The 25,917-nt window shown below is 39.0% G+C and carries 25 protein-coding genes and 1 pseudogene; 4 read left to right on the top strand and 22 right to left on the bottom strand.

Going from position 1 to position 25,917, the window contains the following annotated elements; all coding sequences use genetic code 11:
- Positions 1-7: 7 nt before the first annotated feature.
- The 10 genes from hisC to Sdiek1_RS01185 all read right to left on the bottom strand — a co-directional run bounded on the left by hisC (position 8) and on the right by Sdiek1_RS01185 (position 9,122).
- Positions 8-1,108, bottom strand: a complete 1,101-nt coding sequence (hisC, locus tag Sdiek1_RS01230) for a histidinol-phosphate transaminase (RefSeq protein WP_087437529.1) — start codon at positions 1,106-1,108, stop codon at positions 8-10.
- Between the two features lie 3 nt (positions 1,109-1,111).
- Positions 1,112-2,179, bottom strand: a complete 1,068-nt coding sequence (gene pheA / locus Sdiek1_RS01225; RefSeq protein ID WP_087437528.1) for a prephenate dehydratase — start codon at positions 2,177-2,179, stop codon at positions 1,112-1,114.
- Positions 2,180-2,306: 127 nt separating this feature from the next.
- Positions 2,307-3,512, bottom strand: a complete 1,206-nt coding sequence (lysA, locus tag Sdiek1_RS01220) for a diaminopimelate decarboxylase (RefSeq protein ID WP_087437527.1) — start codon at positions 3,510-3,512, stop codon at positions 2,307-2,309.
- Positions 3,513-3,609: 97 nt separating this feature from the next.
- Positions 3,610-4,671: an LptF/LptG family permease gene (locus Sdiek1_RS01215; RefSeq protein ID WP_087437526.1), complete on the bottom strand. Its 1,062-nt coding sequence runs from the start codon at positions 4,669-4,671 to the stop codon at positions 3,610-3,612.
- Positions 4,668-5,243 carry an aminoacyl-tRNA hydrolase gene (gene pth / locus Sdiek1_RS01210; protein ID WP_087437525.1) on the bottom strand — a complete coding sequence of 192 codons (576 nt, stop codon included), beginning with the start codon at positions 5,241-5,243 and terminating at the stop codon, positions 4,668-4,670. Before pth ends, Sdiek1_RS01215 begins: the two co-directional genes overlap by 4 nt.
- Positions 5,244-5,252: 9 nt before the next feature.
- On the bottom strand, positions 5,253-5,789 hold the full coding sequence (locus tag Sdiek1_RS01205; protein WP_087437524.1) for a 50S ribosomal protein L25/general stress protein Ctc: 537 nt from the start codon (positions 5,787-5,789) through the stop codon (positions 5,253-5,255).
- A 66-nt stretch (positions 5,790-5,855) separates the two neighbouring features.
- Positions 5,856-7,055, bottom strand: coding sequence for a type IV pilus twitching motility protein PilT (locus Sdiek1_RS01200; protein WP_087437523.1), 1,200 nt, complete (start codon positions 7,053-7,055; stop codon positions 5,856-5,858).
- Positions 7,056-7,067: 12 nt separating this feature from the next.
- Positions 7,068-8,066, bottom strand: coding sequence for a transaldolase (locus tag Sdiek1_RS01195; RefSeq protein ID WP_087437522.1), 999 nt, complete (start codon positions 8,064-8,066; stop codon positions 7,068-7,070).
- Positions 8,067-8,078: 12 nt separating this feature from the next.
- Entirely contained in the window at positions 8,079-8,699 is a 621-nt protein-coding gene (gene serB, locus Sdiek1_RS01190) for a phosphoserine phosphatase SerB (protein WP_087437521.1), read from the bottom strand.
- 120 nt (positions 8,700-8,819) lie between these two features.
- The gene (locus tag Sdiek1_RS01185; RefSeq protein ID WP_087437520.1) at positions 8,820-9,122 is read right to left on the bottom strand and encodes a hypothetical protein; all 303 of its coding nucleotides are present in this window, start codon (positions 9,120-9,122) and stop codon (positions 8,820-8,822) included.
- A gap of 166 nt (positions 9,123-9,288) precedes the next feature.
- Here Sdiek1_RS01185 and Sdiek1_RS01180 point away from each other — a divergent pair, with 166 nt between their 5' ends.
- Positions 9,289-10,203 carry a methylenetetrahydrofolate reductase gene (locus tag Sdiek1_RS01180; protein WP_087437519.1) on the top strand — a complete coding sequence of 305 codons (915 nt, stop codon included), beginning with the start codon at positions 9,289-9,291 and terminating at the stop codon, positions 10,201-10,203.
- A gap of 49 nt (positions 10,204-10,252) precedes the next feature.
- On the opposite strand, the gene Sdiek1_RS01175 is transcribed toward Sdiek1_RS01180, so the two are convergent.
- The 7 genes and pseudogenes from Sdiek1_RS01175 to lpxB form a co-directional block, all read right to left on the bottom strand.
- Positions 10,253-10,747 carry a chemotaxis protein CheW gene (locus Sdiek1_RS01175; protein WP_087437518.1) on the bottom strand — a complete coding sequence of 165 codons (495 nt, stop codon included), beginning with the start codon at positions 10,745-10,747 and terminating at the stop codon, positions 10,253-10,255.
- A gap of 14 nt (positions 10,748-10,761) precedes the next feature.
- Positions 10,762-13,092, bottom strand: coding sequence for a hybrid sensor histidine kinase/response regulator (locus Sdiek1_RS01170; protein ID WP_087437517.1), 2,331 nt, complete (start codon positions 13,090-13,092; stop codon positions 10,762-10,764).
- 10 nt (positions 13,093-13,102) lie between these two features.
- Positions 13,103-14,053: a chemotaxis protein gene (locus Sdiek1_RS01165; RefSeq protein ID WP_087437516.1), complete on the bottom strand. Its 951-nt coding sequence runs from the start codon at positions 14,051-14,053 to the stop codon at positions 13,103-13,105.
- A complete protein-coding gene (locus tag Sdiek1_RS01160; RefSeq protein WP_238099078.1) occupies positions 14,046-14,813 on the bottom strand; it encodes a UDP-2,3-diacylglucosamine diphosphatase in 768 nt (255 codons plus the stop codon). The genes Sdiek1_RS01165 and Sdiek1_RS01160 overlap by 8 nt, the downstream gene beginning before the upstream one ends.
- The gene (gene argC / locus Sdiek1_RS01155; RefSeq protein ID WP_192866757.1) at positions 14,770-15,783 is read right to left on the bottom strand and encodes an N-acetyl-gamma-glutamyl-phosphate reductase; all 1,014 of its coding nucleotides are present in this window, start codon (positions 15,781-15,783) and stop codon (positions 14,770-14,772) included. The genes Sdiek1_RS01160 and argC overlap by 44 nt, the downstream gene beginning before the upstream one ends.
- Positions 15,784-15,786: 3 nt before the next feature.
- Positions 15,787-16,282 (bottom strand): annotated as a pseudogene (greA, locus tag Sdiek1_RS01150) (transcription elongation factor GreA).
- Positions 16,283-16,339: 57 nt separating this feature from the next.
- Entirely contained in the window at positions 16,340-17,338 is a 999-nt protein-coding gene (lpxB, locus tag Sdiek1_RS01145; RefSeq protein ID WP_121495797.1) for a lipid-A-disaccharide synthase, read from the bottom strand.
- A 120-nt stretch (positions 17,339-17,458) separates the two neighbouring features.
- Here lpxB and surE point away from each other — a divergent pair, with 120 nt between their 5' ends.
- From surE to Sdiek1_RS01130, 3 genes are all read left to right on the top strand, one after another.
- Complete coding sequence (surE, locus tag Sdiek1_RS01140) at positions 17,459-18,244, top strand: 5'/3'-nucleotidase SurE (protein ID WP_087437514.1); 786 nt, start codon at positions 17,459-17,461, stop codon at positions 18,242-18,244.
- On the top strand, positions 18,244-18,888 hold the full coding sequence (locus tag Sdiek1_RS01135) for a tRNA threonylcarbamoyladenosine dehydratase (RefSeq protein WP_087437513.1): 645 nt from the start codon (positions 18,244-18,246) through the stop codon (positions 18,886-18,888). The genes surE and Sdiek1_RS01135 overlap by 1 nt, the downstream gene beginning before the upstream one ends.
- A gap of 186 nt (positions 18,889-19,074) precedes the next feature.
- Positions 19,075-19,440 carry a hypothetical protein gene (locus Sdiek1_RS01130; protein WP_087437512.1) on the top strand — a complete coding sequence of 122 codons (366 nt, stop codon included), beginning with the start codon at positions 19,075-19,077 and terminating at the stop codon, positions 19,438-19,440.
- Between the two features lie 306 nt (positions 19,441-19,746).
- On the opposite strand, the gene Sdiek1_RS01125 is transcribed toward Sdiek1_RS01130, so the two are convergent.
- The 5 genes from Sdiek1_RS01125 to Sdiek1_RS01105 form a co-directional block, all read right to left on the bottom strand.
- On the bottom strand, positions 19,747-20,370 hold the full coding sequence (locus Sdiek1_RS01125) for a hypothetical protein (protein ID WP_087437511.1): 624 nt from the start codon (positions 20,368-20,370) through the stop codon (positions 19,747-19,749).
- The gene (locus tag Sdiek1_RS01120) at positions 20,370-20,810 is read right to left on the bottom strand and encodes a Sua5/YciO/YrdC/YwlC family protein (RefSeq protein ID WP_087437510.1); all 441 of its coding nucleotides are present in this window, start codon (positions 20,808-20,810) and stop codon (positions 20,370-20,372) included. The genes Sdiek1_RS01125 and Sdiek1_RS01120 overlap by 1 nt, the downstream gene beginning before the upstream one ends.
- Positions 20,811-20,816: 6 nt before the next feature.
- Positions 20,817-24,074: a carbamoyl-phosphate synthase large subunit gene (gene carB, locus Sdiek1_RS01115; RefSeq protein ID WP_087437509.1), complete on the bottom strand. Its 3,258-nt coding sequence runs from the start codon at positions 24,072-24,074 to the stop codon at positions 20,817-20,819.
- Positions 24,075-24,135: 61 nt separating this feature from the next.
- On the bottom strand, positions 24,136-24,882 hold the full coding sequence (gene mreC, locus Sdiek1_RS01110; RefSeq protein ID WP_087437508.1) for a rod shape-determining protein MreC: 747 nt from the start codon (positions 24,880-24,882) through the stop codon (positions 24,136-24,138).
- Entirely contained in the window at positions 24,875-25,909 is a 1,035-nt protein-coding gene (locus Sdiek1_RS01105; protein WP_087437507.1) for a rod shape-determining protein, read from the bottom strand. Before Sdiek1_RS01105 ends, mreC begins: the two co-directional genes overlap by 8 nt.
- Positions 25,910-25,917 lie beyond the last annotated feature (8 nt).

The following is a 25,917-nucleotide window of genomic DNA, read 5'->3' as shown; positions in this document are numbered from 1 at the left end:
TTTTCTCTTACTTATAAATTGTTTTAAAGAGTTCAAAAAAGCGCACGTTTTGCTCAGGTGTTCCTATCGTAACACGAATAGCATTCATACCATACGATCCTAAATTTCTAACGATTATACCCTTTTCCATTAACTTTTGTGCAATGATCCCTGAGTTTTTACTGGCATCAAATTCTAAGACAATAAAGTTAGTATAGCTCTCAATAATGCTAAATCCAAGCTCTTTTGCAAATGTTTCGTACACTTTCATTTCTTTAAAATTTTCTTTCACAGAAGCATCCACAAAGGCTTGATCACTGAGGGCTACAATCGCAGCTTTCAAAGTCAAGTTTGTGATATTAAAAGGAGCACGAAGTTTCAAAAAGGTTTGAATGATCGCAGGCTGTGCAATACCGTATCCACAACGCATGCCGCCTAGTCCATACGCTTTAGAAAAAGTTCCCGTGTAAATGGCATTTGGATATTTGGTGATCAAATCATGTGCATCAATATTTTTTGCAGGATCTTTAACGCGCGCATATTCCAAATAAGCGGCATCAACGATCACTAATGTCTCTGTGTCGATCTGATCTAAAAATGCATATACCTCTTTGGCATTCAAGCATTCACCTAGTGGATTATTGGGGATACAAAGAACAATAATGGAGATATCTTTATTCGCTTTATAAATTTCAAGCATCTCTTTGAGGTTATGTTGAGCTGATGGTGTTCTCAGCACTTTGGCACCTGTTTGAAGTGCATAAATTTCATACATTGCAAACGTGATCCCTGCCATTAAAACTTTCGTGTTAGCATTCGCTTTTGCATGAATTGCCATCTCGATGACTTGATCACTTCCTGAGCCTATAATAATATTTTTATCTTCGACATGATACTTGTGCGCTAAAGCCTCTTTGAGTTCATACATACTATCATCAGGATAGCGGTTCATGTGGATTGCTTCCGCACGTACAGCTTCAACCACTTTAGGGCTGCACCCTCTTGGATTTTCGTTGCTCGCAAGCTTAATAACATCTTGGGGCTCAATACCATACTCTCGTACCACAAGTTCAATAGGTTTGCCCGCTTCATACGTTTTCAAATTGTCTAAAACACCGTTAAATTGCATCTCTCATCCTCCACAAATATAGCTTCCAAGCCATTTAATATCATATCTATCTCTGTTTTCTTCGATCACTTTTTGGACATTGTCATCATCAATATGTCCTTCAAAATCCATATAAAAAATGGACTGAAACCCTTTCTCTTTCGTTGGGCGTGATTCAATCTTGGTAAGATTGACCTTCTGATCTTGAAACGTTTGTAAGAATTCAACCAATCCACCCGGTTTATCATCCGTTTTTGCCAAAATAGAGGTTTTATTATGAATCCCTTTTTTATTTTTAAAATCACTCAAAATCAAAAAGCGTGTTTGATTCGCCATATTGTCTTCAATTTTTTCAAATAAAACGGGCAGATTCGATAATTTAGCAGCAATATGAGAACAAATTGCCGCAGCATCGTAATCTTCACTTGCTTTTTTGGCTGCTTCTGCCGTTGACTTGGTTGGAATAAATTCCACCCCTAAAAGCATATGTTCTTCTAAAAATTTTCGGCACTGATTATACCCTTGCGGATGGGAATAGATACGTTTCACTTTTTTAATATCTTCACATACTGTGGCAAAAGAGTGATGAATATCCATGTAAAGTTCTGCCACAATTTTTGAGTTAAATTTTCCTAAACAATCCAATGTTGTTCCTACCGCACCCGCCGTATTGTTTTCTACGGGAACTACGCCGTATTTGGCTTCACCATTTTCCAAAACATGAAAGACTGCTTCAATGGAGCTTAACTCAATATAACTGCCCATTGCACCAAAACGACTTTCTGCCGCTTGATGAGTATAACTTCCCTCCGGTCCCATGAAAGCAATTTTTTCAGGAAACTCAAGGTTGCGACTGACCGCAAAAACTTCTAAAAAGATGGCATCAATTGCTTTGGGATTAAGAGCTCCTTGATTGAGCCCTTTGAGGCGATCTAATATCTCTTTTTCGCGCTCAGGTCGATAAATAGCCGTACCACTGGTTTGTTTTGCACGACCAATCTCTTTAACCAGTTCCATACGTTCATTGAGCAGTTTTAAAATCTGATCATCAATATGATCAATCTTTTTTCTATAGTGTTCTATTGTTTGCATAATTTGCCTTTTCTATGCCCAATGATTGGTACTATAAGATTCAAAAATACTTTTACATGTAAAGATTTTTCTGATGCCTTCAACAACTCAAACGAGTTGTCTTGAAAAGTGGCAAATCTTAAATCATTCATAAATAGGCTCTCTCTAGCGCAATGACATCTTCAAAGCTTTCACGTTGGCGAATCAAGCGATCCTCACCATTTTGAAGCGCAATTTCTGCAACACGTGAGCGTGTATTATAATTACTGCTCATCGTAAAGCCATACGCTCCAGCACTTTTCACAATTAAAAGATCATCATGTTCAAGAGCCGGTAATTCAATATCTTTTGCAAAGAAGTCGCCACTTTCACAAATAGGCCCAACCACATCGCATGTCGTTGTGGGTTGATTTTCTTTCCCTTCCACATCAATTGCATGATAGGCATGGTAAAGACTAGGACGAATCAGATCATTCATCGCGCCATCTACAATGACAAAACGTTTAAAACCATTGTTTTTTTCATACAGTACGCGTGTTAAGAAATAACCACTTTCTCCAACCAAATAACGTCCTGGTTCACATACAAGGGTCACATCTAAACCACTAAGAGCACTAAAAATTGACTGCGCATACTCGTAAAGTGGAACTGTCGTTTCATCTTTGTACTGAATACCAATGCCGCCACCAACGTCAAAAAACTTAATGTCGATCTTAAGTGCTTTAAGGTTACGCAGTAAATTAGCCAACACAAGAGCTGCTTCTTTAAATGGCTCTACTTCTGTTATTTGACTTCCAATGTGAAAATGAATACCGACAGGGTCAAGTGATATGCTATTTTTGGCATAAATATACATCCGTTTTGCACTTTCCAAATCCACACCAAATTTATTTTCATGAAGACCCGTTGAAATATACGGATGTGTTTTAGGGTCAATGTTAGGGTTAACACGAATACTAATGCGTGCAACCACACCTAATTTGGAGGCAATCAGCTCAACTCGATTCATCTCTTCTTCACTCTCAAGATTGAGCATCAAAATATCATTTTGAAGCGCTTCTTCAATTTCATCGTCTCTTTTACCTACGCCACTAAAAATAATTTTGTATTTTGGAATACCCGCAACTAACGCGCGTTTAACTTCACCTATGGAAACACAATCACATCCTGCTCCTAGACTTGCCATATGTTTCAAGACAGAAAGATTTGAGTTTGATTTTACGGCAAAACAGATGAGGGATTTGCGTGCTTTAAAGGACTCTTTTAGAGATGAAAACTTTTGAGTAATTGTGTCGAAATCATAAACGTATAAAGGAGTACCATATTTTTGTGATAATGCAGAGAATTTAGTCATTTTAAACCTTAAATGAGGGTATTGCAAAAGAAGACCCATTAGATAACACTATTTATCTATTCTATCAAAAAGTTTAACAAAAAATAATTAAACCTTTTTAGCGTTTAGAATAAAAATAAGCGGCAATACCAACAAGAAGTATTATAGGAAATAAAATAGCAATTTCTGAGAGTATAACGCCATTCGCCGCTAAACGACTCAATAAGAAGAGTCCACTCCAGACAATGAGCGTTACAAAAGCGAAGGAAGAAGCAACGAGAGCCATATTAAAATAACGCCCCATCATTGGTGCTTTATAATACAAAACAACGATCAAGAAAGGAGCAAAGAAAGGGAAGAAAAGCTGATAAAAAAGCGTTGCTTTAATTTTACTTGTATTGACATTTTGATTATCAAAAAAACGTAAGGCATCTATACCATCACTGATAGAAAGGGCATATTCACTTTGGTATACATTGTCCATAATTTTAGGTTTGAAATTTTCCATCATTTTGAGTTTTTCAACATTTTCAATCCGAAAGCCTTCGTCATCTAATGAAGAAATTTTGGGCTTATGGGTAATGCTCACATGTTCCAAAATCCAATGATTATCAACAAAAGTAGCTATGGAAGCGCGAATTACTTTCGTTAAATCAACGTTATCAACTTCAAAAATAGTCACATCATATGCTACTTGCTTTAGAGGATCAAGCTTTTTGAAATAAATATATTGGTTGTTGTTTTTTAAGAATAGATCTTCAGCACTATTGGAAATACTGTTGTATTTTTTTAAGATTAGAGCTATACTCATAAGCGTACGCAAATTCTGTACAATTGAGTCCAATATAAAAAAAGTGTCAAGACTAAAGAAGTAATAAAAAAATGGTTTAACAAGAGAACGTTTACTAATACTTGAAGCATACATACAGATAAGTTCATTTGACTTAATCATGCCAAAATAAGTTACAATCATACCAAAAACGATAGAAAGAGGAAGTACATAATTCACAGCATTCATGCCTTGAAAAAGTGCATAAAGAATCTGCAAATTCGCAGAATCTGGAATGTTATTGTAGTTGGTTAGAAGATCAACACCCACATAAAAGAGATCGAGTGCAATGAATATGACGAAGAAATTTTTGAGATAATTTTGAATAATATATTTCTCAAAAAGTTTCATACCTTATCCCCGTCACATAGAGTTTGTTTAAGGGAGTATTGTAGCGAAACTTCTTTTAAATCCCCGGTGAGTAATGCTTTAATGCTTTTTTTTACATGTAAAAGAATTTCGGGTAAAAATTCTCTTTGACAGACTGAAAAATCAGAGAGTACATACTTAGCTACATCACTCTTCAAAGAAGGCTTCCCAATACCAATCCGAACCCTAATGTATTCGGGCCCTATATGAGCATCGATGGAACGAAGTCCATTGTGCCCACCATGCCCACCACCTATCTTGAAGCGAAGTGTTCCAAAAGGTAGGTCTAAATCATCATGAATGACAATAATTTGTTCTGGCTTAAAGTAGTCATCAACGGAACGCACACTCTCCCCAGAGAGATTCATATAGGTCGTTGGTTTAAGAAGAAGCATGGAGGGAGCTTTAAAAAGATCGCCTTTAAAATTAGCTTTGGTGATTTTTTCACACGAAGTTTGGTCACCGATAAGAGCATCGATGACCATAAAACCGACGTTATGTCGATTATTTTTATATTGTAAGTCTGGATTTCCAAGCCCTACGATCAGTGTCATGAGTTCGCGTTACTTCGCTTTAATAACTCCGGCAATAGAAACACGTGTCTCATCCATAATGGTAACATTCGCTGGAACAGGAATATCACGTACCAAAACAGTCGCACCCACATCAAGATTACTTACATCAATAATAAAACTATTTGGTAAGTTTTCAGCTGTACATTTAACGGCTAAACGTTTTTTAGATTGGATTAGAACACCTTTGTTTTTTGTGCCTACAGGAATACCTTCAAGAAGAACAGGGACTAAATATTTACTTAAAACACCTGGGAGTGCAATACGTAAATCGACATGTAAAAGGTTGCTATTTACAGGGTCTCTTTGGTAATCTTGGATCACAACATTGTACTCTTTACCAGCAACTTTTACTGGGAAAATAAGAGTCTCTTTGTTCTTTGCTGCTTTGATGAATTCGTTTGCTTTAAATGCAGCATTGATGTTTTGTTCACCCTTACCGTAAATATTAGCAATTAGATATCCATCTCTACGAAGCGCTTTAGTAGCCTTTTTTTCGATACTATCTCTAATGATGCCTTCTAACATAGTTTTCCTTTATAAAAAATAAGGGGCTAATTGTACAAAATTGAACCTAAAAGATGTATAAATCTTTTATTGTTTTAAACCAATGATGTCTTTATCGTTTTCTTTAAGCTCTTTAAGGCTGACCCGTACAGTTTCTTTACGTGTCTCTTTTTGACTTTTATCGGCATCGTAAAAATCCAAAGCCATTGTAATATCATTACGGCTAGTAGAACTCTGGATAGCTTCTTCACGCGCAATTTTACCTTCTGCATATAATCCTAAAAGGGCTTGATCAAATGTTTGTGTTTTATAAACATCTTTTCCCTCTTTAATGGCATCTGGAATTTCACCTTCTCGATCCTCCAAAATCAATGCTTCAATTCTTGCATTTTTTACCAAAATTTCAACAGCTGCTGTTCGCCCATGATCCACTGTTTTGACCAATCGTTGTGCAATAACCCCTTGTAAAACGGAGGCTAATGACATCTTAATGCGGTTTTGTTCACTTCCTGGAAACATACCAATAATACGTCCTATAGTCTCTTTTGCATCCACGGTATGCAACGTGGAGAGCACTAAATGACCTGTTTCTGCCGCATGCATCGCTGTTTCAATCGTTTCAAGGTCTCTCATTTCGCCTACTAAAATAACATCTGGATCCTCACGAAGCGCTGCACGTAAAGCGTCTGAAAACGAAATAGCATCTTGACCGATCGCACGCTGGTTTACGACGCATAAATCGTCTTTATAAATAAACTCCACAGGATCTTCAATCGTAATAATATGCTTTTTCTGCGTTTTATTGATGCGATTAATCATGGAAGCTAGTGTGGTTGTTTTACCTGATCCCGTAGGACCTGTCACTAAGATAAGTCCACGAGGAAGATCACAAAGTGTATTAATAATAGTAGGTAAATGAAGTGATTCTATGGTTGGAAGTACCATCGGAATTGTCCTAAAAACCGCAGAGACACCATCCACTTGAAAAAACATATTGACACGAAAGCGGTACTCATCGTTGAGCTTAAAAGTAAAGTCAATATTTTTTTTCTCAACCAATTCAGGGAAACGACTTCGAAGAAGTTCTTTTGCTAAAGTAAGCCCCTCTTGATACGCAAGAACCTCTCTGGAGAAAGAGACAATTTCACCGTTAATTCGACCTCTAATCGTTGTGCCCGTTTTTACATGTAAATCACTTCCGCGATGCTCTACCAATTTACTCAGATAAAATTTGAGCTTTTTGGTCATCTCAAACGTAAGTTCGCTAACATTTACCTCGTTTTGCATCGGATTTCCTTGCTATTTTAGTTCGTCTAAAATCTCCACAAAAGCATCTTTAAAGGCACTTAGACCTTCATCCATTAACTCATCGCACACAACATTCATATCAACGCCATTTGCAGCAAGAGAGTGAAAAAAGTTTTCAATCCAATCAGAACGTAATTCAATAGCTTCACACTCTTTAGACGAACCGATAAAAGCTTTAATCGTTCCCAATGGTGCTGTATTAATTGAATTTGGAAGCAATAGTTCGCGAATATAATAATCAGGGCTTAATTCATCACCTTTAACACCGGTACTAGCAAACAACGCTCTCACATTTGGTAGCTGTGCATTTTGAATAAGCTCATACGCTCTCATTGCATTCATAATACCCACACGCGAAAGAACAAAATCAATTTTTTTGAGGTGTTCATCCAGTTTGCGATCAAATCGACTCACAAAGATACTAATAACCGCTTGAGGAAGTTTTTTAGTCCCTTTTTTCACTAAAGTTTCATTCGCACGTGCAAATGCCTCTAAACAATATTTGGTCTGGAGGTCAGAGAAAATCAATGTTGCATTGACGTTAATACCTTCGCCTAAAAGTGCTTCCATTGCGATAAAACCCTCTTCTGTTGCGGGAACTTTGATCATGACATTCGGATATCCAATGGCTTTAAAAAGACGTTTTCCCTCTTCAATGGTTGCTTCTGCATCATCACATAAGAAAGGATCAACCTCAATGCTGATAAAACCATCGTCACCTTTTTCATAAAGTGGTAAGAGCTTTTTAGCCGCGCGTTGAATATCTCCAATCGCTAGTGCTTCATACATCTCTTTGGCAGATTTTCCATGAAGCTTTGCCTTATCCTCAGTATATGCAGGTGAGCCTAGAAAAGCAGACTTAAAAATTGAAGGATTGCTGGTGGCAGCATTAACAATCTTTTTTTCGATCAAATCGCCAAATTCACCCTCTAAAAAACTTCGCTCAACAAAATCACACCATAACGAAAATTTAATATCATTCTTATACATTAATTTGCTCTCTTAAATAAATTGGAGAAGATGACGCATATCTTTCTCATCGATCACAATATTGGCCGCATTTTTTAAAATGGGTTTGGCACAAAATGCCACTTTTTTGGCGGCACACTCAAACATGGAGATGTCATTCGCCCCGTCTCCTACTGCAATAGTATTTTCATAGTTTACATGTAAAAGATTTTGCACGCGTTTTAGCATATCGCCTTTAGAAAAACCAAACATCATATCACCACCAACAAGACCACTTAAATGACCATCGCGAGCGTGTAGAATATTGGCAAAATCAACATCAAATCCTAAAATTGCCTTTGCAGGAGTGGTTGCAATACGAAAACCCCCACTAAAAACAACTACGGTATAACCTTTTTCTTTCAGTCCCGCAATCGCCTCTTTAGCACCATTCATCAACGGTAATGACGCACAAATTTCTTCAGCTTTTCTTGCATTCATACCTTTTAAAAGCCCTACGCGCGTGGTTAAGCTCTCAAAAAAATCAAGTTCTCCTCGCATGGCAGCTTCCGTTATCATAGAGACTTCTTTCTCAACACCATGTTCTTTTGCTAAAAAATCAATGGTTTCACCATTCATCAGTGTTGAGTCAAAATCAAAAACGCATAACTTCACGATTATCCTTTTGTAATGTATTCTCTTAAGCCAATTATAGCAATATCTTGCTTAGTGAAGTTTATAGGGGAGGAGAAGAAAAGAGGAGGAGGCTAGTGATAAACTAGCCTTGAGTGTATTTTAATTACTTACAGGTGGTTTAGCAGAAGCTTTCTCTGCTTTTTTTTGAGCTTTGTCCGCTTCTAATTTTGCTTTATCTGTCTGTTTTTGTTGTTTATCCGTCGCTAATTTTTGTTTATCTGTTTCAATAGCTTCTTTGTTTTTATTTACTTTATCAGTTTTGAGTTGTTTTTCATCCACTTTGATTTGTTGATTATCGGCTGCTAATTTCTGTTTATCAGCTTTCAAGTCAGTAGTAGTATCAGCAAACATCGTTGCTCCTAAAATCGATAAACCACCTAGCATAAGCACTATTTTTTTCACAGGAATACTCCTCTTTTAAATTTTAAAACGAACCTTTTTCTTTGTAAAAAATGGCTGTTTCAAAGAAAAATTGTATCCCAGAGAGATTAATGGATTGTAAACTAGTGTAGTATTTTGCACCCTGTTTAAGTTATAATACACAAAAGCTCATACCTATGGAAAAAAAATGATTGATTCTTTTATTGAAAAACTAAAATACGACACGTTCTTAACGCTTGAAACAACACCTATGCACGAACCGACATTCGAACCTATTATTGAAAAGATTGCGGCTTTTGGACTTGATAAAAAAGTAGATGGTTTTAGCACTACAGATAACCCACTTGCACGGCTAAAATTTAATGCTCTTTTTGGTGCACTTAAGCTTCAAACCCATTTTGCTAAACCCGTTATTTCCACAATGAGTATGAGAGATCGCAACAAAGTTGCCTTGCAATCTGATCTTTTAGGCGCAAATGCATTTGATTTACGAACGATCCTATGTCTCACAGGTGATCCAGCAAGTGCCAGTGATCAACCCTCAGTCAAAGGTGTTTTTGAAGGCAATAGCACCCTTCTTTTGGAGATTATTCAATGCTTTAATGCTGGAATTGATTACTCTGGAAAACCGTTTAAAACGCAACCAAAATCTATCTACCCTTTTGCCGTCTGCAATGCGCACGCTAATACACCTAAAAATTTGATGAAAAAAATGGCAACAAAGATTGAACACGGTGCGGTAGGAATTATCACCCAACCGGTTTACAGTGTTGAAAATGCAACCATGCTTTTGGAACTTTTAAAAGATGCCAAATCAGCTGCCAATAAAGAGCAGAGTCAAACACAACTTATTTTAGGATTTTTTCCGATTGTAAAACTGCGTACAGCTCAATTTTTAGCAGCCCATGTGCCAGGTATTCATGTCCCTCCCCTTTGGATGGAAAAGCTAGCAAAGGCTAAAAAAATAAGTGAAGAAGAAGAGAAAAAAGTAGGGTTTGAACTTTCACGTAATGCCTTTTTAGCATTAAAAAAAGTGCATCCAAAAATTCATATGATGAGTGCTAATAATTTTGAGTTAGTCGCAGATTTATTGCAATCTTAGCATTACATGTAAAGGTAGCCAAATCTCTTTTGGCTACCTCCTTTTTGATTTAAAAATCTCTTTTTAGAAGTTGCTCCACTTTCAGAATGGTTAAGATATTCTCATCTCTCATACCAATTCCATAAACCATCCCTTTTTCCGCGTGAATCGTTTCTGGTGGTGGTCCAATACGGCTACTTTTAATACGAATCGCTTCGGTCAAACGATCAATCACAAAGCCTGCGGTATTATCTGAACCTTTCATGACAATGTAACGTGTATCCTCCGTCACTTTTGAAGGGTCCATCTTAAACTTGCTTCTTAGATCAATCAAAGGAATAACGCTTCCTCTTAGGTTAAAAACACCCAAAATATATGTCGTTACGCTAGGCACTCTGGTGTATTCGATCGGTTTGATAATCTCTTGAATACTCAAAATTGGCACGGCATACTCTTCTTGACCTATAATGAATCCAACCAGCTGAATAATATCATCCTCTTTTTTGTGTGGCTCATCAACTTGTTGTTGCTGTTTTTGAAGAATTTGATTTAGTTTATCGTTCATCGTGACTTCCCCACTTATAGTTTTATATTTTTTCGCACAACACTCTCGAGGTATTCGGGAGAGTATGGTTTGGTGATATATTCACTCATGCCTGATTCAACACCTCTTAGCCTATCGGCTTTAGATGTACGTGATGTTACTGCAATCAATGGAAGGTTTTTATACTTCGAATATTTACGAATTTCACCCGCAAGTGTGTACCCATCCATGCGTGGCATCTCAATATCAATTAGGACCGCATCAATGCTGTATTCAGCCGATTTGAGCATATTAAGTGCCTCTTGGCCATTGCTGGCTTCAAGCACTTTGACGCCAATAGGCTCCATTGATTTTTTCATGATATTACGATCCATAGCACTATCATCAACCGCTAAGACAATGTAATCGCTCGGTACGGTTTTGGTTTTAACCACCGCTTCTGCACTTGCACGAATATCAACGGTGATCCCTTTTGCAAGGTTCATCAGAGCGGCAACATCCACAATGAGTGTTACGCGCCCATCCCCCCTTATCGTAGCCCCTGCGATGCCTTCAATACCTTGGAGATAATCACCCAAAGATTTAATAACAATCTCTTCTTGACCTACCAAAGTATCAACGACAACACCCAATTTAGACTCAGCAAGGCCTATGACAACGACATAGGTATGCTCACCACCTTCATACACCTGCTTGACACCAAAGATGTCTGAAAGGCGAACTAAGGAAAGCACTTCATCACGAAGTCTAAGAACGTTTTTGCCTTCAATCGTATAAATCTCATCCAGAGGAATACGAACCGTCTCTAAAACCGATGCCAATGGAATGGCATAATACTCTTCTTGTGCACCAACTAACAAGGCTTGAATAATCGCTAACGTTAGAGGAATTTTGAGCTTTATAACCGTACCATGACCGATTTCACTATCGACATCAATAATACCATTGAGTTTTTCAATGTTAGTCTTAACAACATCCATACCCACACCACGACCTGAAACGTTGGTGACAACTTTAGCGGTTGAGAATGATGGTCTAAAGACTAACGCATACGCTTCTTTATCACTCATCGCATCGGCTTCACGCTCAGTAATCATTCCCTTTTCAATCGCTTTAGTGCGAAGTAAATCAGGATCAAGCCCTTTACCATCATCGGTAATCTCAATAACAATGTGATTTCCCTCATTGTATGCTTTGAGCTGAATAAGTCCCATTTCGGACTTACCTTGAGCACGTCTCGTCGCTCCATCTTCAATACCATGGTCACATGAGTTACGGATAATGTGAACAAGAGGATCACCAATCTCTTCAACGATAGACTTATCAAGTTCTGTCTCTTCACCTGAAATCTCAAGCTCGATCTGTTTTCCAAGTTCACGTGAAAGATCACGTACCATTCTTGGAAATTTATTAAAGACTTTAGCAATCGGTAACATTCTGGTTTTCATAACCGCGATTTGAAGATCTGTGGTAACGAGTGAAATCGATGAAACCACTTGATTAAGCTCTTCAAGGAATTTTTCACCTTCATAACGCTCTTCAACATCATCGTAAATTTTGAGCAATCTATTTTTACCCAAAACAAGTTCACCGATAAGGTTCATTAAGTGATCGAGTCGTTTAACCTCAACTCTGATGGTTTGCTCCATTGAACTTGCAGACTCTTTTTTAGCAGGTGCATTTTCTGCAGCGGCTCGTTTTGTAACGACGGGTTCTGCAACTTTTGGTGTTTCATCGTCTTCGTCATGATCTTTTAAGCTTTCAAAGGACGGAGTCGAAACAGCAGCAGCTGCTTTTGGTACACCATTGTTTTCTCTTCGTTTACGATCTTCTTCTTTACGCATTTTCAAAAGACGTTCGATTTCGTCTTCAACCTCTTTGTCGCTGAGTTTTGAGTAGTCTGTATTATCATTCTCTTCTGACTCTGGAACAGGTGATTCGTCCACAAGCTCTTGAACGGTTGTTGAAGCCACATCACCATTAGAAATAATGTCTAACCGGCGACAAATGTCTGTAATGTCAATACCTGCAGAAGTATCATTGCCACTATCGCGAATGGCATGAAGCAAACTTTTCATCAAGTCAATAGATTCCAAAACAACATCCATGACTTCTGGTGTGAGTTTTAAATCACCATGTCGTGCTTTGTTAAGAACATCTTCCATGTGATGGGTTAAGCCGGTCAAAATATCGAAATTTAAAAAGGATGACGACCCTTTTATCGTATGTGCGACCCTAAAAATACTATTGAGGAGTTCCAAATCATCTGGATTACCCTCTAGCTCCACTAAGTTTTGATCAAGTTGTTCAATAAGTTCGAACGCTTCAACCAAAAAATCTTCTAAAATTTCTTGAATATCTTCCATCGTTCTACCCCTATTGTGCTGTTTTCACGTGTGATTTGATGACTTTAGAAACTTCTTTGTAAAAGATACCTGCATCAAATTTCGTTAAATAGGCTTCACCGCCCGCCTCTTTGCCCCTAAGCTCACTAAAATGGTCACTAATGGAAGAGTTAAAGACGATTGGAATATTTTTAAACCTCGCATCCTCTTTCACACTAGCTGCAAAGTGAAATCCATCCATCTGAGGCATTTCAACATCGCTAATAATAATTTTGACTTCATCGGTTAGATGCTCACCATACGTTGTATAAAGATCATTTAAGCGCTCTAAACCCTCAGAACCATCTTTTGCTTCGATAACACGCATCCCCATCTTTTTAAGCGCATCGCTGACGAGCTTTCGTGCAGTCATACTATCGTCCAAAATCAAGGCTGTACCCTCTACTTTGATAATAGCATTATCTTCCACATCAATTTTTGGCTGATAAATACCGAGTGCTTGCACCACGCTTTCAAGATCTAAAATCAAAAGTACCTCATCATTTTCAATACGTGTTACACCTGTAATTTGACTCTTATCAAGAGACCCCATACCTGCAACAAATGATGCTGGCTCAATATCTTTCCAGCTGATACGGCGAATACGTTTGGCTTCATGCACCACAAAACCAATTAAGATATCGCTAAACTCAGTAATGATAATACGAGGTTTAATCGATCCATCATCAGGCTCTTTGATGTTCATCCATTTGGCAAGGTTAATAACAGGAATAACGATACCACGAAGATCAAAAATGCCTTCGATGTATTCAGGAACTCCTGGGAGTTCTGTCAAATTAGGAATTTTGATGATTTCACGCACCTTAGCAACGTTAACACCATAGATTCCCTCATAAACACCGTTCGCTTCCTTTTTAAAAATGCGGAAGTCCACCAGCTCCATCTCATTGGAGCCTACTTTTAAAATACTTTCTTTAGCCATTGCAGCCCCTTAGTTGCTTTTGCGCAAATTCTGTCTCTGGTGAAGATTGTACACTAAAATAGCTTTGATTGCACGCAAAAGATGAAAAATTGATATAATGTGTCCCAGCTACCATAAAATCAGTATTCTGATGGTAATGACCCTCGGCAATGACGTCCACTTTTGGGTAAAAATGCAGCTTGCGTTGCATTAGCGTTGCAAAATTCTCAATTGGCTTGCACAACATTTTTTTACACTGGTCTTTTTGGATCTTGTGAGAGATGGCACCGTGAAGCAATGTGTCCAACACATTCAGGACGATTAAGACACCTTTGTTACGAATCATCTTTGTATAACACCGGTGAATAAAGCTTCCATATTTATCGCCGTGCAGTAAAAGACAGCTTTGGTTACTAGGAAGTTTACATGTAAAAGGTTGTTCCTCAATCGGTATTACTTTTACATGTAAAAAGAGTTGAGAGAGGTCAAAGTCGTGATTGCCCTCAAAATAGTAGACTTCACAGCATTTCCCGATCTCGTCAATCAGGTCAATATAGCGCTGATACTGTTTAACACTATAGGCAACACTGCCCACTAGAAGGTCGAACATGTCGCCCATTAAAAAGAGTTGGGGTGGAGGATTTTGTTTTACATGTAAAAGGAAATCAAAAAAGAAAGAGCGCTCGTCTGAGTCATGAGCGTCAGCAATAAAAAGCGCTCCTTCTTGGATGATAAAATTAGGGGACATAGGCGATAATGGGGATTCCTGCGGACTCTTCAAAGCCACACATCAAATTGGCATTTACCACCGCCTGTGCTGAAGCACCACGTAAAAGATTATCGATACTGGATGAAACAAAAATGGACTTGCCCTTTTGGCTCACAAAAATATCGCAAAAATTGGTTCCAGCGGTTGATTTAATGTCGACAGGCACTTCGCGGATACGCACAAAACGCTCGTTTTTATAAAAGGCTTGGAGTGTTGCTTTGGCATCAATGACCTCATTGGTTTGTAAATAAGCACTGACCAACATTCCACGACTGACAGGAAGCAAATGAGGGACAAAGTTCACTTCAAACGGATGACCGCTTACCAAGCGCAATTTCTCAGCGATCTCTGGCTCATGGCGGTGTTTCAGAGGGTTGTATGCAAAGATATTTTCATTGATACTCACAAAATGCGCTGTGGGTGTTGGTTTTTTACCCGCTCCAGAGACACCACTTTTTGCATCAATAAAAATCGGTGCATCTTTTTTAAGATAACTCAAAAACGGCAAAATTCCCAAAATCGAAGCCGTAGGATAACACCCTGGATTGGCAATCAGATTCGCCTCTTTGATTTTGGCACGGTTGATCTCAGGAAGACCATACACTGCCTCTTTTAAATGCTCTTTGTCTTCATGTTCGCAGTAATGTTTCTCATACGCTTCAAGCTCCAAACGATAGTCCGCAGAGAGATCCACCACTTTTACATGTAAATCCAAAAGCTCTTTCGCAAACCCCATCGCCGCTTTGTGCGGAAGCGCTAAAAAAGCGAGTTTAGCGTGTTTGGCAACTTCTGAAGCATCGGCTTTTAACACCTCTTGCTCAAAAACACCCAATAAACTAGGATGTAGTTCTGACGCCTTCATCCCACCTTCAGTCGTTGCTATGTAAGTAATGTTAAAATGAGGATGATTGATCAAAATTTTCATCAGTTCCAAGCCCGTATAACCGCTTGCACCAATGATTGCTACATCTATTTTTGCCATATTTTATTCCTCGAATTGAATCTCTATGTAAATAACTTCTAAAATCTCAAAAATCTGTTGACCAGATGGCAACTTAATGGTTACCTCTTCACCTTCGCCATGCCCTAAAAGCTGTTGAGATAAAGGCGTATGATAGGAGATAAGCCCTCTATCAGGATTGCTCTCTGTGCTCCCAACGATGGTATAGGTCAGTTCATCGCCCGTCTCCGTATTTTCTAATTTGATAGTTGAGCCAAAACGGATTTTATCATGTTCATAGGAATTCGGATTAATAACTTGTGCACGGGAAACAAGATCGCTCAACTCACCAATGCGCCCATCTAAAAATGCCAAATGGTCTTTCGCGGCATGGTATTCTGAGTTCTCTTTAAGATCACCATGACTTCGTGCAATATCAAGTTCGATGACTGTTTCAGGTCGTTGGCGTTTTTTTTAAGTCAGATAATTCATTCGTTAATTTTTGGTAACCGTATTCGGTCATCGGCTCTTTAGTACTCATTTTTAACTCCTTATATCTTTACATTATACCTTCATTATGCTTATCATTGCCTCTTGACTACCGTGGCTTAGCATTGCTCGAAGTTTTTTTGGCATGGTTAAAAAATGCCTCTTTGTCCATATTTTCATAGGCTTTTAGTAGATTATCGGCAAAAACATCTTCTTGCAATAACTCTACATGTAACGGTTCCATCTTTTCAAAATCGAAAATAATATTGGCAAGTCCTACATGTTTGAGTTTTACAAACTGTTGAGCAACCCAATAATCAAACGCTTTTGCTTTATACGCCAATACAAAAGGTACACCGACAAGTGCTGCTTCCAGCGTTGCCGTTCCAGAACAAACAAACGCAAACTCACTTTTTTCAAACGCTTCATAGGTATTGCGACAAATTTTAAAGTCATGAATATCACCATAAATATCCACAATTTCACGATAGTCAAAATGTGGAGGAATCACCAGCAACTTCTCTTTGCCTTCTATGCGAGAAGCAACCTCTTTGTAGATAGGGAAGAGACTTCGGATCTCACTTTTGCGACTACCCGGCAAAAAGGCGATCACCCCAGTTTCTTCCGCTCTAAGTTTAAAAAACGGAATCTCATCCAACAGAGGATTCCCAACATAGGTTGCCTTGGTATAAAATTGCTGTTCAAAGGGCAAAATAGACGCCAGTACATCACAATATTTTTCCACTTTTGCAACACGTTTAGACTTCCATGCCCAGACTTGTGGCAATATATAGTAGATAATTTCGACATTGGGGTTGATCGTTTTAATGGCTTTTGCCAAAGGAAGATTAAATGCAGGCGAATCAATCAACAAAACTTTATCCACAAAAAAACTCATTCGTGCCATCATTTTAATAGCTCTTTTAGCTTTGCGAATTTTCGGCAAAGCATCTAAAAATCCCATAATTGAAAAAGCTTTGCTTGGTAGCAACGGTTTCCCAAAACGCTCATCAAAGATGCCATACAATTCACACTGCTCCAGTGCATTTAAAATAGGTTCTAAGTGTAAATTGGCGGATGGCTCTAGAGCGGAAACAAGTAATTTCAAAATCGTACCTTTTATAGTAGGTTATCAAAAAAGTCTATTCTTTAAAACGAAGTCTATACAAAAATCTCTTAAAAATGTAAGCCCATTTCGTTATAATGTAAATAAAAAATAGGCATTTCAATGAAACGTATTTTAATTACCAATGACGACGGCTTTGAAAGCACTGGACTTCACGCTCTTGCTCGTGCACTTCGTCCTTTAGGACAAGTGACCATTGTAGCACCTACTTCTGAAAAATCCGCCTGCGGACACTCACTCACGCTCACACGCCCTCTTCGCTTTATTGCGATTGGCGATGACTTTTTCAAACTCGATGATGGTACGCCCACCGACTGTATTTATCTCTCACTCAATGCCCTTTTTGAAGGTGATTCAAAACCTGATTTAGTCGTCAGTGGCATCAACAAAGGTTCTAACCTAGGTGAAGATATCACGTACAGTGGCACAGCGAGTGCGGCAATGGAAGCGGCATTGCATGGCGTTCCCGCCATTGCTATCTCCCAAGTTTACACGGGTGGGCCTCAAAACATCGAGCTCACTCATGGTTATGATCTTGCAGAGCAAACCGTGTACGACCTTGCTAAACGCATTTTAGATGGCACCTTTCCTCTTGCAGAGCGTCGCTTTCTAAATGTCAATATTCCTCCGCTTAAACCCGAAGAATGCAAAGGCTATAAAATTACCCGTGCAGGCTATAGAATGTATGGCAATGACGCGCATCTGCATCGCAACCCACGAGGTGAAGAATATTATTGGCTTGGCGTTCATACGCTTGAGTGGAAAAAAGGTCTCACAGATGACTGTGACCTCAGCGCCATTGATGATGGCTATGTCTCCATCACCCCGATCAAACTCGATATGACCGCGCACGATGAACTAGAAGCCTTAAAAGAGTGGATAAAATAATGGAAGATCGTTACTCTCGTGTCAGACGTGTTTTTGGCGAAGATTTTGAAAAACTCCAAAAGGCAAAAGTCCTTCTTTTGGGTGTCGGAGGTGTCGGAAGTCCGTGTTTGGATGCACTTTACCGCACAGGTGTGAGTGACATCACCATCGTTGATTTTGATACCTACGATGTGACGAATCAAAACAGGCAACTGGGCTCTGAAGCGGTTGGTGAAGTCAAAGTCTTGCATATGGCAAGCCTTTATAAAGGCATCACACCGATTGTGGCAAAAGTCACCCCTGAATGGGTGGAGAGTTTTGACTTTGAACCCTACGACATCGTCATTGACGCGATAGACGATATGGAAGCCAAAATCGCAGTGGCACACAAAGCCCACACCAAACTACTCAGCTCCGCAGGCGGCGCAAAAAAAATAGACCCTACCAAAATTCACTACGCCCCCATCTGGGACACGTATGGCGATATGCTAGCAAAAGGCTTTAGAGACGGGCTTAAAAAAACAGGCTTTCAAGGCTCATTTTTAACGGTATTTTCCGATGAAAAACCTATTTGTAAAGAGATGGGGAGTTTGATGTGCGTCACTGCGTCGTTTGGTTTAACGCTGGCTTCATTGGCGATTCGGAAGATTACGGGGAAGATGTAAGGTTTAAGATTTTACATGTAAAGACAAAAAGGGTGGAGGAGTTCTTCAATAAAAAAATCTAAATGTTTAGCTTTCCTTATTATAATATTATGTGTCTAAGTATGGTGAGAGTTTTAGTAGCTAGATACATTGCTTTATCATGAAAAATTGTATAATTGTTGAAACTAAAATATTAAGGATAAAACTATGGACTGTAATTATGAAAAAATTTATGAACAATATTGGTTACACGCCCGTCATGCAGAAATTCAACGATGGCATTTTGTTGCGACAACAATGATCATTACTGGTGGGCTTCTTGCTATTTTAAAATTAAATGAAAACGCAACATTTGTTTTCATTTTTCTAGCTATATTCTATGCACTTGGTCTTTTTGTTTTAAAATCTTTACGAACACCTTTTATAATATTTAGTCGTTTGGCAGAAATTATAGCGCTTAATGAATTGAAAATGGATCGGAAATATGCACGTTTTTTTCCACAAAATAATTCATCATTAGTACAGGAGAAGGAAAAAAAGAATTATTATCATTGGGCAGAAAAAAAAATTTAGTCTAAATTTTACCATTGATTTACTATATGCCTTTTTTTAGCTCTTATTTCCTTTTCGAGATATTAACACTAAAATTAAATAATATAATATATACTATCCTATTAACATTATTTTGGTTTATCTTTTTATTATATGCAATAGTACGAAAAACCGATCAAAATGAGAAAAAAAGACATGATGAATTGTCGAAAATAATTAAAAATAATGAAATACCACAATGAAAATTGGGGGGGAGGGATAAACTTTTAATTTTCTCCTCCATTTTAATTTTACATGCAAAGATGAAAAAATTTGTTTAAAACTTAATTACTCTTCCATCGCCATCATCAAAAATCCCGTAAAACCTGCATTGTCATGTGGGCTGATCTTCTCGCTGACTTCTGCTCTCATGCTCTCCAAGACTTTTGCATACTTCACGTAAAATTCATAGCTCGGTCGTGGCTTATAGACTAAACCTTCGATCTCAAAAAAGGTGATGATATTTTTGGTGGTTGTAGGCTTGATAAAAAACTCTTTGTCTCTGTAGAAATAATAAGGAATGAGCGTTACGAGTGACCATTTTGCCAAACTGTAAAATGAGAGCACCTCTACCAAGGTTTCAAATCCCTCTTTTTTGTCGCCGTAAAGCAGTTCATACAGACCAATAGCGAACATATCTCTTCGCTCCATGCGCATTGATTTGACCATATCGCGTACTTTTGGTTTTTCAAAGAGTGATATAAGGGTTGATTTTGAGACGATTTTGGTGAAGTTTTCGCAGATGAGCTCAGGCTGTGTGAAGTTCTCTTTGGCAAACAGCTCACGAACTTGCTCGCCGATTTTGGCGGTATTGTGACGTTTGATGATGGGCAAAAGTCCGACATCTTTAAAACCTTGTGGATAGAGTTCCAAAAAATAGACTTCTACCTCTTTAAGTTTGTGCAGGTTCATTACCGTAATTTCCTCATTTTTCTTTTTCCAAGCTTCAAAATCGAAGAGGGTTTAGACTCAAAAAAACCTTTACATGTAAAGAGTATGACATCCACTTTTTCTTGCGCATAAACTTCATCAAAGCCCTTTCCACTGGGATTGGACGAAGTAGAATAACTCCACTTAAACTTTTTCAAGAACTGCAAATGTTCTGCATCTTTAACCACACGAATGGCTAATCCACACGGGTAAACAAAGGTTGTTTTTTGAGCTTTTCGGACGCGGTTTTTATGGTGCTTTGGGATTCTGGTAAACGAACGAAGCGTGTTCAGTGAGTCAACACTAATAAGAAATGGTTTGCCTTGCGGGCGATTTTTTGTGCGAACAAGTGCTTCAGAGTTTTGGGAGAGGAACCCCACCGTTGTCTCTGTTTGCGTGAGATAAACAAGGTCGGGGTTCATGGTTTTCTAGTTTAAATAGTCTTGTAATGCGCGTGGTTCAAGCGCACTTTTATCTTGAATGTACTCTATCGCTGTCGTTGCAGCAGATGCCGCAGAAACGGTGGTAAAGTAAGGAATTTTAAAGCGAAGCACGGCTTGGCGAATTTTCTTCGCGTCGTCTTTGCTTGATTTATTATCGCTCGTGTTAATCACAAGGGCGATGTCACCATTTTTGAGTTTATCTTCGATATTTGGGCGACCTTCAGAGATTTTATAGACAAACTCTGCATTGACACCTGCTTCTTGTAAGGCTTTGTGCGTTCCACCCGTTGCGATGACTTTAAAGCCAAGCGCTTCAAATTTTGTGCCGATCTCTTTTGCAAACGATTTGTCGATGTCAACCAAAGAGATAAAGACAGAACCACTTTTTGGAAGCACGTTGGCTGAAGCAATTTGGCTTTTGGCAAACGATGCTGGGAAGTTGCGACTGATGCCCATAACTTCACCCGTTGATTTCATTTCAGGGCCTAAAATCAGGTCTGCACCTTGGAGTTTATTGAATGGGAAAACCGCTTCTTTTACCGCAACATGATCAAACTTTTTAGGTTTTAAGATGCCATTGCCTTCACGAACCACATCAAATTTATCGTAAAATGAAAGTGCTTCTCGAAGGTTGCCTTGGTACATCACGCGAGTGGCTACTTTAGCCATTGGAATACCCGTCGCTTTGCTAACAAACGGTACGGTACGGCTAGCACGAGGATTGACTTCGATCATATAGACATCGTCTTGGTAGATCGCGTATTGAATGTTCATCAAGCCTACAACGCCAAGGTTCAACGCGATTTGTTTGGTTTGGGATTCAATTTTACTTAAAAGTGCATCACTAAGGCTGATAGAAGGTAAGGAACATGCGCTATCGCCACTGTGAATGCCCGCCTCTTCGATGTGTTGCATAATGCCACCGATGTAGACTTCTTTACCATCACAAATGGCATCAACATCGATTTCAATGGCGCGATCTAAGAATTGGTCAATCAACACAGGTGAATTGTGGCTCACGCTCACCGCTTCATTCATATAGGTTCTAAGTTCGCTCTCATTGTAAACGATACGCATCGCACGTCCACCCAAAACATAACTTGGGCGTACTAAAACAGGGTAACCAATCTCTTTTGCTTTTTCAATTGCCTCTTCTTCACTCGTTGCGGTTGCATTGTTAGGTTGTTTGATGTTATTTTCGGTGATAAATTTCGAAAATTTTTCTCTATCTTCTGCCATATCGATCACACGCGCTGTTGTACCGATGATCTTTGCACCCATAACGGTGAGTTTTTTAGCAAGTTTTAAAGGTGTTTGTCCACCAAAATGAACGATCACACCATCTGGATTTTCTTTTTCAACAACACTTCTAACATGTTCAAAATCAATCGGTTCAAAATAGAGAATATCACTGGTGTCATAGTCGGTCGAAACGGTTTCAGGGTTACAGTTGTACATAATGGTTTTCACACCCATGTCACCTAGCGCATACGCAGCATGAACGCAACAGTAGTCAAACTCAATGCCTTGACCAATACGGTTAGGACCTCCGCCGATAATCATGACTTTTTTCTGTGTCTCTTTCTCTTTTACATGTAAAGGCAATTTGGTCACATTGGTGGTTGAGTAAAGGTACGGGGTAAGAGCTTTAAACTCTGCCGCACATGTATCAACTTCATTGTATTCAAAGTCAATGCCCAGTTTATTACGTGCAAAATAGATGTCATTGGTTGTGAGTTCTAAATTGTCCTCTTTGTTGATGAGTTTTGCGATCATTTTGTCGGAGAAGCCCATTGTTTTGGCTTGGCGTAACAATTTTTCATCGTTGAGAATAAACATATCAATTTTGCTCTCAAAATCAATAATTTCTTTAATTTGGCCTAAAAACCATGGATCAATTTTACTTAAATTAAATACATCTTCAACGCTATAGCCTCTGCGGAATGCTTCACCCACATAGAGCACTCTATCGCAGTTTGGTCTTCTGATCTCATTTTTGAGTTTATCTTCGTCCACTTTAAGGCTTTCAAATCCACTTAAATTGGTTTCAAGAGAGCAAAGCGCTTTTTGGAAAGACTCTTTAAACGTTCGACCAATCGCCATAACCTCGCCCACACTCTTCATTGAAGTGGTCAGTGTTGAATCGGCAAGAGGGAACTTTTCAAACGTAAAGCGAGGAATTTTAGTCACGATGTAGTCAATGACTGGCTCAAAACTTGCCGCGGTTCCAGTAATATCATTTTTGATTTCATCAAGGGTAAAACCAACGGCTAAAAGTGTTGCCACTTTGGCAATCGGATAGCCTGTTGCTTTTGAAGCAAGGGCTGAACTACGACTGACACGAGGGTTCATTTCAATAACCGTCATTCGACCTGTTTCAGGGCAGATGGAAAACTGTACGTTACTTCCTCCCGTATCTACACCAATTTCACGAAGAATCGCAAACGAAGCATTACGCATACGTTGGTACTCTTTGTCGGTCAAAGTCAGTGCTGGTGCGATGGTAATCGAATCTCCCGTATGCACACCCATTGGGTCAAAGTTTTCGATGGAGCAGACGATAATGCAGTTATCGGCATGGTCACGAATAACTTCCATCTCATACTCTTTCCAACCAAGCAGAGACTCTTCAATCAAAATCTCGTTAATTGGACTCGCATCAAGACCTGCCATTGCAAGCTCTTTAAATTCATCAATGTTATACGCAACGCCGCTACCTCCGCCTGCTAAGGTATAAGAGGCACGAATAATAAGGGGAAATCCGATTTTATCAGCCGCCGCATACGCATCTTCTAGATTATAAGCATAAGCACTGATTGGCAAATCCATACCTATTTTAATCATAGCTTCTTTAAAAGCTTGTCTATCTTCACCTTTTTTAATCGCTTCTGGATTGGCTCCTAAGAATATAATATCTTTGAGCATTCCTTGGTCATGCATTGTCATTGCGACATTGAGTGCAGTTTGTCCACCCATCGTTGGAAGAACAGCATCGACACTCTCTTTTTCAATAATACGGGCAATCACTTCAGGTGTAATAGGTTCAATATAAGTGCGATCTGCAAATTCAGGGTCTGTCATAATAGTGGCTGGATTGGAGTTAACAAGTACAACTCTGTATCCGAGCTCTTTTAAAGTTTTTGCTGCTTGAGTTCCTGAATAGTCAAATTCACATGCCTGTCCGATTACAATAGGACCTGATCCGATTAATAATATGGTTTTAATATCTTGACGTTTTGGCATCTTTTTCCTTTAATCTACATGTAGTATTCAACCCAATGCCTCAAAGGCTCTGGATTCAAGACTAGTTTTGCATAATAACATGCATATACGCTGGTACATGTGGCGCTGCATAGGGTTTTACTACCACCGTTTTTGAAGACTCCTCATCGATGACTTCCGTTACGACTCCCACTTTTATACCTTCAAAGAAAATTCCATCCAGTCCGCTGGTAATGACTTCATCCCCCACTTGTGGCTGTAACCATTGAGAAATATACTTAACAAGCACTTCTTTGCGATTACCTTGCGCAACACCTTGCATTTTTTGATTTCCAATATAAACAGCAAATATGGATTTGGGATCACTTAAAAGTAACCCTTGAGGATGCCCATCGTTTGAGACTACAATGCCTGCTGCGTATCCTTGTTGTAATAGTCCATAAATTTTACTTTGATTAAAGTCATCGAACTTTAACCACACTTTGCCGTAATCATTCAAATTGGTATACCCAATGGATTGAATCATACGCACATGAGGATTGTACGCTGTAACATTATGTTCTTTAAGCATATCGCTCAGTTTACTTGCAAAAGCAATGGAGAGAACGGCTGATTTTTGCAATGCCTGATTTTCGGTACGTAATCGCTGAATCTCTTCTTGTTGAGCAAAATGTTCATTGATTTTAGCTTCAATTTGCATTTTTATATCACCATAGGAAGCAAGAATTTTTGTATTGATGCCACCTATAATGTGCCTTGCATCTGTGCTGTACCGAAACGATACGAACACAAAGATACAAAGCAAAATAATGATTTTAAATTTACTCATTCGACAATTGTTGTAAAAGTTCAATCTCTTCGAGTGCTTTTCCTGTACCTTTTGCAACCGCTAAAAGTGGCTCATCAGCAACAAAGACAGGTAACTTCACGATGTCTGAAAGGTATTTATCAAAACCACGAATCAATGCACCACCACCGGTTAGAACAACACCATTTTCAACGATATCCCCCGCAAGATCAGGAGGCATCACTTCAAGGACATCTTTAAGTGCATCAGCAATCTCTTTAAGTGGCTCTTTAATCGCGTCACGAACATCTTCACTGGTAAGCTCAATACGGCTTAAAAGTCCACTGACTTGATCCCTTCCTTTAACCACCATAGAGATAGGTTCATCCATAGGAACGGCTGTACCAATGGCAATTTTAATCTCTTCACCGGTTCGCTCACCAATCAAAAGATTGTATTTTTTCTTAACATAATCCACAATGGCCATATCGATCTTATCACCCGCAACACGGATGGATTTGCTGATAACTAGACCACCTAAGGATACAACACCGATTTCAGTCGTACCACCACCGATATCAACGACCAAACTTCCTTGTGGCTCACGTACCGGGAGTCCTGCACCAATGGCTGCGGCCATAGGCTCTTCGATCAAGAAAACTTCACGTGCCCCAGCACTCATCGCAGATTCACGTACCGCTTTGCGCTCCACTTGCGTCAAACCATAAGGAACACAGATGATAATACGAGGACGTAAAAAACTTTTTCTGCGGTGCGCTTTTTCAATGAAATAACGAATCATTTTCTCTGTCATATCAAAATCAGCGATAACGCCATCACGCATTGGACGGATCGCTTCAATGTCACCTGGTGTTTTTCCCACCATATTTTTAGCCTCTTTACCCACCGCTAAGATATTTTGTTTACCATAGCGATTACGTTGTACAGCGACGACGGAAGGCTCATTGATAATAATACCTTTACCTTTGACCAATACCAAGGTATTAGCCGTTCCAAGGTCGATACTCATATCACTTGAGAAGAATCCTATTATCTTGTCCAAAATCATCTCTCTAT

The organism is Sulfurospirillum diekertiae (assembly GCF_002162315.1).
Classification (GTDB): domain Bacteria; phylum Campylobacterota; class Campylobacteria; order Campylobacterales; family Sulfurospirillaceae; genus Sulfurospirillum.
Note: the sequence above shows the minus strand (reverse complement) of the source record. Positions and strands in the feature narration are given on the sequence as shown.